The 7,104-nt window shown below is 41.1% G+C and carries 5 protein-coding genes; 1 reads left to right on the top strand and 4 read right to left on the bottom strand.

Going from position 1 to position 7,104, the window contains the following annotated elements; translation table 11 throughout:
• Window positions 1-173 precede the first annotated feature (173 nt).
• The 3 genes from C9J12_RS23590 to mrcB all read right to left on the bottom strand — a co-directional run bounded on the left by C9J12_RS23590 (window position 174) and on the right by mrcB (window position 4,039).
• Window positions 174-767 carry a YceI family protein gene (locus C9J12_RS23590; protein ID WP_107244936.1) on the bottom strand — a complete coding sequence of 198 codons (594 nt, stop codon included), beginning with the start codon at window positions 765-767 and terminating at the stop codon, window positions 174-176.
• Window positions 768-983: 216 nt separating this feature from the next.
• Window positions 984-1,538, bottom strand: coding sequence for an NUDIX hydrolase (locus tag C9J12_RS23585; RefSeq protein WP_193944700.1), 555 nt, complete (start codon window positions 1,536-1,538; stop codon window positions 984-986).
• Between the two features lie 110 nt (window positions 1,539-1,648).
• The gene (mrcB, locus tag C9J12_RS23580) at window positions 1,649-4,039 is read right to left on the bottom strand and encodes a penicillin-binding protein 1B (RefSeq protein ID WP_107244934.1); all 2,391 of its coding nucleotides are present in this window, start codon (window positions 4,037-4,039) and stop codon (window positions 1,649-1,651) included.
• Between the two features lie 277 nt (window positions 4,040-4,316).
• On the opposite strand from mrcB, the gene C9J12_RS23575 reads away from it, so the two are divergent.
• Window positions 4,317-4,763, top strand: a complete 447-nt coding sequence (locus tag C9J12_RS23575; RefSeq protein WP_107244933.1) for an exoribonuclease R — start codon at window positions 4,317-4,319, stop codon at window positions 4,761-4,763.
• A 139-nt stretch (window positions 4,764-4,902) separates the two neighbouring features.
• On the opposite strand, the gene C9J12_RS23570 is transcribed toward C9J12_RS23575, so the two are convergent.
• On the bottom strand, window positions 4,903-6,612 hold the full coding sequence (locus C9J12_RS23570; RefSeq protein WP_107244932.1) for a phospho-sugar mutase: 1,710 nt from the start codon (window positions 6,610-6,612) through the stop codon (window positions 4,903-4,905).
• Window positions 6,613-7,104 lie beyond the last annotated feature (492 nt).

Raw genomic sequence — 7,104 nt, 5'->3', positions numbered from 1 at the left:
AATATCAGGATGTTCTTCATCATGTGTTTCTGTCACAAACTTACCCTCAATATGTTAACCACATATCAAAGGTAGCTAGTCATAAAAAACAATCAAGGTACTTTGTCATTAAAAATATTCAGGGGTAGAATGCGGCTTTCTACAATGGGGTTTATACCTTCACAGTAATAGCGTTAGTTCTTTTTCATAAAAAAGAGCTGTACGTTTACAGGTACGCTTGTCGCTATTGAATTTAGCTTTGCCACTTTTTGTAATGCAGCCACACCCCCATCAAGTTTAAAAGCCGTAGAATCGATAACGATAGGGTTAATCGAATTAACTTGTAACCCACCATTTTCAAGCCCTGTCACTTGCAAGTTAGCCGTTAATAGTTGTTTTTTACCGTGCAAATCGAGATCAAACTCAGCCTCAATCGGCATCGTTTTTCCAGCAGACAAGCCTGATAATGCATCAGAATCCACAGTTGCGCTTAGGGTCGCAACAGGGAATAGCCCTGTTTCAAATAACATCTCTTTCATTCGATCATCACGAATTGATATCGCAGTATCGACGCTAGTAAGATCTATCGAGATTTTAACGTCACCGTTATCAGTTACTGAACCACTCACATTTCTAAATTGATGCACTTCTGTTACTGCTGCATTTTTTACCGACATAAAGTTAATACTCGAATCTGTCGGGCTAAGTGTCCAATCTGCCAACACCGATGATGAAAAGCTGACTAATGCGATACCTGTTAATAGAAATATATATTTTAAAAGCTTCATAAACCGTCCTGTGATTATTTGAACTGATTTCATGACTATAGGCTAAAAACAACCAGCCAAATTATTTTCATCTCATTTTCATACCGTTCTGAATAAGTAACTAGTGATTGTTATGAGTGCAATGCCTAGATTTTTCCCACAAAAAAGCCTGCAATCATGCAGGCTCTTTATAAACAAAAAATAAGAAGCAATAAGCCTTTACTTGAACAAAGCCTATTAGCTGGCTTTCTTTAATTCAGATGTTAACGCTGGCGAAGGTAGCAACTCCTCGACAATCAATTTCAATAAAAAGGTTTCACGCTCTATCGACATGCCTTTTTTATCACTATTGGCTATCGTCTCTTCGTTATGGGCAATCGCCTCATGAATATTCATCCAAACAGGTTTCATCCCATTATTGATTTCGTAGTCTTCAAAGCGTGTCTCACCAAGTTCAGCATCAATGGTACATACAAAACAATATGATTCCATATGAACGACATCAAATTCAGGTTTATGCCAAGGGCGGTATTCTTCATAAATACCAAATGCACGAATATCACGAATATTTTGCGCACCCGTTTCTTCTTGAAGCTCTCTAATCAAGCCCATTATTGCATCTTCACCGTCATCAATACCGCCACCGGGTAAGGTGTAATCATGATAACGAGCGGTATAAAGCATAAGAATATTTTCACCGTCAAGAATGATACCGCGAGCCGCTTTACGATGAAAAACAGTGCCATCTAAACCTGCAATATCAGGATGCACAGAAGACTTTAATAAACGCATAGCTTGTAATAATGGCATTAATTTTGTCGCCTAATTCAATTCGAAACGAGAAAAGTCGGCTATTCTAACGTAAAAACTCTCTCGTTTCAGGTAATCTGTAAAACGCCGTATTACCAACTAAACAATTTCTGCAAAAAACCTTCCACGCTCTTAACGCAACTGGGTTGAAGGTTTCCTTTCGGATCCCATGCTGGCAACTTACTTTGCCCAACACAACTGGCTGAATACGTACCATTTTGAGATTGACTGTATGTGAAATTTGTAATTTGAGCAGGGCGACGCAACACTAATGCTTCAGGATCACGCTGCTTAATATAATCAGAATACAATCTTAGAGCCCCAGAAGAACCCGTTAGATTAATACCTTTATTATCATCTCGCCCCATCCAAACAGTCACAACTTCTCGTCCATCAATACCGACATACCAGCTATCACGGTTTTTATCTGTTGTGCCTGTTTTACCCGCTAGGCGTGATGAGGGAAATTGTGCGTTCAAATAACGACCTGTACCGGTCGAAACCACTTTTTGCATACCATACATCGTTAACCAAGCAGCTTGCGCAGGTACTGCGGGGGATGATGTTGGCCAATTTTGATAAATGATATTGCCTTTACCATCTGTTACTGCACTTAATGCTGTAAGTTCGGCTTTATGACCACCACTCGCAATGGTTTGATACATCTGGGTTACTTGTAATGGCGTTAATGTAAATGCACCTAATAACATAGAAGGTAACTTGGGCACTTCTTTTCGATCAACACCCAACTTATCAAGCGTATCAATCACGGTATCAAGCCCAACAGCCAAACCAAGGTTCACTGTAGGAATATTGTAAGACTTAGCCAAAGCTTGATACAACGGCACTTCACCACGGTATTGGCGATCATAGTTACGTGGCGACCAATTCTCGCCTTTTGCCCCTTTTAACGTAAGCGGTCGATCTTTCAAGCTTGTTGCGAGTGAAAAACGTTCTGGCTGTTCAAGTGCAGCAAGATAGATAGCAGGTTTAACGATAGAACCAATCTGACGTTTGGCATCAATGGCGCGGTTAAAGCCAGCATATCCCGGACGACTTCCGCCTACCATTGCTCGAATTTCGCCAGACATCCGATCGGCAATAACAACCGCGGTTTCTAGCTCTTTACCTGCTTTTTTCTCTAATTTGGGCACCGTTTGTCGAACCGCTAATTCTGCTTTTTCTTGCGATAAAGGATCTAGCGATGTGAACAATCGTAAACCTTTATCTGGCTGATAGTCATCACCAACATTCGCTTTTAGTTCTCGTTTAATTTGCTCAAAATACGCGGGCTGGCGGTTGGCAATCTGACCTTTTTCTTGTAAATCTAATGGTAACTTTATTGCGGCGTCATAATCTGCCGGTTCTAGCTGCTTTGAATCCATCATCATGCTGAGAATTAAATCACGACGTTGTTTCGCACGCTCAGGGTATCGCCATGGATTATAATATGAAGGTCCCTTTACTAACCCCACCAGCAAAGCTTGCTGATCGACACGTAACTCAGACAAAGGGCGTCCAAAATAGAAACGTGCTCCCAACGCAAAACCATGAATAGCATCTGCCCCGCTTTGTGCTAAATACACTTGGTTTAAGTAGCCATCAAGGATCTGATCTTTGTCATAACGGTAATCGATGATTAACGCCATGTACGCTTCTTTGAATTTACGCCATAAGCTACGTTCACTACTTAAGAAAAGGTTTTTAGCAAGCTGCTGAGTAAGCGTACTGCCGCCTTGAACGGTTCTACCCGCTTTTAGATTAGCTAAAAATGCACGCGCAATCGCAACGGGAGAAACACCATCATGCTCATAAAAATTACGATCTTCTGTCGTGAGCAAAGCTTGAATTAATGGCTCAGGCATTTCATCTTTCGGTAAATAAATACGCTGTTCTTCGGCTTTTGCTTCTAACATACCCAGCATTTTAGGCTCTACACGAAGAAAGCCTAATTCTCGGTTTGACTCGACTTCTGAAATGCGTTTAATCGATGCATAGTCAAAATCAACCACAACATGCCGAGCGCCTTCAATGCCTTCTTTAAATTCAAAAGGACGGCGTACAAGCTCAACATGCTGACGGCTTACCGAATACTCACCACTTTGCTTTGGTGAGGCAACTTTTCTGTATTTTAATACCTTCAGTTCGTTAACTAAATCATCAAATCGAATTGGAGCACCCGGTTGCAGACTCAGTTCACGCGCATAGACAACTGAGGGTAATTGCCAAAGCTGCCCTTCAAATTTTTCACTTACGGCTTGGTTAAGTGAAAAACCCATCCATACCATGCTAACCGAACCCAATATTACGGCACCAATCAGCGAGCGCTTAATCCACACACGTTTCGTCTTTTTTGGTGGCGTAGAATGTGGTGACGTAGAAGTCGGTTGCTTACCGTCGGGAGACGCTGATTCTGGTGTTATCTTAGAATCATCAAGTGATGTGTTTGGATCACGCTGTTTGTGTTTATCTGACATAGTCATAAATAGTACTTATTGCTCAGATAATGCCTGAGTCTTACCCTGCTGTGTAATTGGCTCCACAATCTTTTGAGGGAGCTCTAATGGGCGCATAATAAGGAATAAGCACCCAATAAGTGTCATGCTTTTGTCAGAGCACGCTATTAGCAAAACATGTATACCCAAGCACTTTAACGTCACCTTGGTATAAAGATGGTAATTCTATAGAAAATCCCTCAAAATACGCGCCCGTTTATCGTTAATGCGATAAATATATATTGAACAATTGCTGAGAATAACTATGGAACGCGACTACAAACTTGAATGCCTGTTGACTATGCCACGCCACGAGCTAGAAGAATTTAGTCACCGTGTTATTAGCCGCATGGTACCTGAAGATGTGATGCAGGAATTGTTCACATTCGATCAAGAAGAAATCGATAGTGATGATCGTATGCGCTCAGCTCAACTAGATGCCATGTTACGCATGACATCTATCGCATTGGGTGAAGTAAAAGTTGCTTTCTCTGATTCAGAAAATGCAAATCAGAATGCTATTCGTATGACTCGCCTTATTTTGTGGCACTTTTATGCGATGTCATTCAACCTTGAAGCAGCAGTAACACTTGAGCAGCACTGTGAACAAGTTGAAGTCATTTTAGTCGACGCACCTGATAATGCTTTTGGCTGGATTAAAGTACTGACTGAGCTGCTGCACAAGTATGCTGAACTCAGCGATAAGAAATAGCAATCACTCAATATAACAATCGCTTAATTTGCCAGAGTAAACACGCACTACACAAAAAAGCCGCACTCAGCGGCTTTTTTAATGGGCATCGAAAAATAGTATCGAGTCCTGAAACAGGTATACGTATTCAGTGCTATAACTAGCTGGCAATAGATGCTTGATGCTGCAGAATCAAGTCATTCATTGCTGATTCTGCCCGTTGCTGAGCATGCTCTAGGGTATCTTCATGAATCATTGGTTCTACAACTTCGTAGTAGCATTTTAACTTAGGCTCTGTTCCTGAAGGGCGTACGACAACACGTGCCCCACTGTCTAAATGGTAAATCAATACATCACTCTCGGGTAAATCTATATCTTCAACCGTCCCATCTTGAAACGTTCGCTTAGATGACTTCAAATCATCGGTTTGCAAAACAATTTGACCTGCAATTTGCATTACCGGGTTCGCCCGTAACTTATCACCAATAGGCGGTGCTGCTGGGTCGAGTGCAATACTTCGCTGAGCATTAAGATACAGACCATGCTCACGATAAATAGCCTCGAGCTGATCCCATATTGTTTGCCCGTTACTGGCTAACTCTGCGGTTAATTGGGCAAATGCCACCAAAGCCGACAAACCATCTTTATCCCACACTTCACTGCCGACGGTATAACCCAAGGCTTCTTCATAAGCAAACAAGAATTGACTGGTTTCCGTTTCTTGTTTCATGCCTACATTCGTTAACCATTTAAAGCCCGTTAGTGTTTGATAATAATTAGCACCAGCAGATTTCGCTATTTGCTCTAATAAGCTTGAAGATACGATCGTCGCACCGACTAAGTTTTGCTCAGCTTTTGCATGTGATAACAAATAATAACCAAAGAGCACGCCGACTTGATCGCCCGTTAGCATCTTGTATTCACCATTATCTAGCTGCACAGCAACAGCAAAGCGATCAGCATCTGGGTCATTGGCACACGCTAAAGTCGCACCATGGCTTTTGGCTTCTGCTATCACCATATCCATCGCACCTGGTTCTTCAGGGTTGGGGAAGTTAACCGTTGGGAATGCACCGTCTGGTTCACGTTGTGCAGCAACACTGTACACATGATTAAAACCTGCATCGTGTAACAGGGTTTCTGCCATATTCGCACCAACACCATGCATAGCTGTGTAGGCAAGGCTGATACCATTAGGTTGAGTATTATTTGAAAGTAATGGGTTTTCATTCATGGTTCGACGATATTCTTGGTAGAAATCATCATCAAGCCACACTAATAGCCCTTGTTGATGGGCTATTTCTAAATCCATTAAATGTAGCTCTTGTTGCGCGGCAGCATCAATTTCAGCGGCAATACCTGAATCATGCGGAGGAATAATTTGCGCCCCATTGCCCCAATATACTTTAAAGCCATTGTAAGCCGGTGGGTTATGGCTGGCGGTCACCACAATACCAGCGGCTGCTCCTAGGTGCTTGACGCCAAATGCAACAAGTGGGGTTGCCGCAACGCGTATCGTAAGATAAACCTTTATGCCATGAGCCGTTAATGCTGATGCCGCATCGCAAGCAAATTGCTTTGAGTCGGGTCTGCCATCGTAACCAATCACCACCCCACGGAATTCAGCGTCATGTTCTTGCGCTTTTAAATAATGCGCTAAACCAATGGCTGTTTCTTGGATCACTAAACGGTTCATTCGATTAGGCCCTGCACCAACGATCCCTCTTAACCCTGCAGTACCAAACTCTAAACGACCGTTGAATCGATCTTCTAACTCGGCTGACTCTTGCGAATCGATCAGTCGTTGTAGTTCATATCGAGTGTTAGGATCAGGGTCTCTTGATAGCCAACGAGAAATTATAGTCTTCATTCTGTCTGTTCCTGCTAGGTTAATATCTCACTAAAATACTACAAATGATATTCATTCGCATTAAATTTAATGCGCATTATCATCTTACTAATCGAAACAAAAAATTAATTTCGCTAAATATAGTATAGAAGTTATCGTCACAATCAAAAATGAAGATAAAGCTCACCTTATTAACTCAATACTTTTCTTATGAGCCAAGCAAAACAATCATGCTTTAGGAACTTGAAATATGACTAAAAAAACAGACATAATTATTAATTAAAACCAGCACCAATGTATTTTTATTAATTAATTCCAACACTTAACGACATCGTAGCTTGATTCAAATAATAAGTGCAAAACGCCTAGCTTTTAAGGCAAATTAATATGAAACTCAATTAATAGTAATTATGTATATTTAAATATTAAATGAATATTTTTTACATTTAAAAACATATAGTTAGAATTAATATTATTTAAGTGTCAAAAAAATACCACAAAAAAATATGGGCT

It is taken from the genome of Photobacterium frigidiphilum (genome assembly GCF_003025615.1).
GTDB lineage: Bacteria > Pseudomonadota > Gammaproteobacteria > Enterobacterales > Vibrionaceae > Photobacterium > Photobacterium frigidiphilum.
Note: the sequence above shows the minus strand (reverse complement) of the source record. Positions and strands in the feature narration are given on the sequence as shown.